Origin of the sequence: Streptococcus mitis (assembly GCF_946190285.1) — a bacterium.
In the GTDB taxonomy this organism is placed as follows: domain Bacteria; phylum Bacillota; class Bacilli; order Lactobacillales; family Streptococcaceae; genus Streptococcus; species Streptococcus mitis_CP.
The window spans coordinates 1-341 of the sequence record NZ_CAMHZX010000028.1 but is presented as its reverse complement, the minus strand read 5'-3'; the positions used below and the strand labels follow the sequence as shown (position 1 = coordinate 341).

Genomic DNA, 341 nt, shown 5'->3' with positions numbered 1-341 from the left:
AGCACAAGTGCCGTAGCGTCTACCTCAGCCAGCACAAGCGCCGTAGCGTCTACCTCAGCCTCAACCAGTGCGGTAGCATCAACATCAGCAAGTACTAGCGCTGTAGCGTCTACCTCAGCGTCGACAAGTGCGGTAGCCTCTACCTCAGCAAGCACAAGCGCTGTAGCCTCTACCTCAGCCAGCACAAGCGCGGTAGCGTCTACCTCAGCCTCAACAAGTGCGGTAGCATCAACATCAGCAAGCACAAGCGCTGTAGCGTCTACGTCAGCAAGCACCAGTGCGGTAGCGTCTACGTCAGCGTCAACAAGTGCCGTAGCGTCTACCTCAGCCAGCACAAGCGC

The 341-nt window shown here is 57.8% G+C and carries 1 protein-coding gene; it reads left to right on the top strand.

Annotated elements, in window-relative coordinates; all coding sequences use genetic code 11:
- The coding region (locus N8L39_RS09275; RefSeq protein WP_261039373.1) for a hypothetical protein at positions 1-341 on the top strand (341 nt) is incomplete at both ends.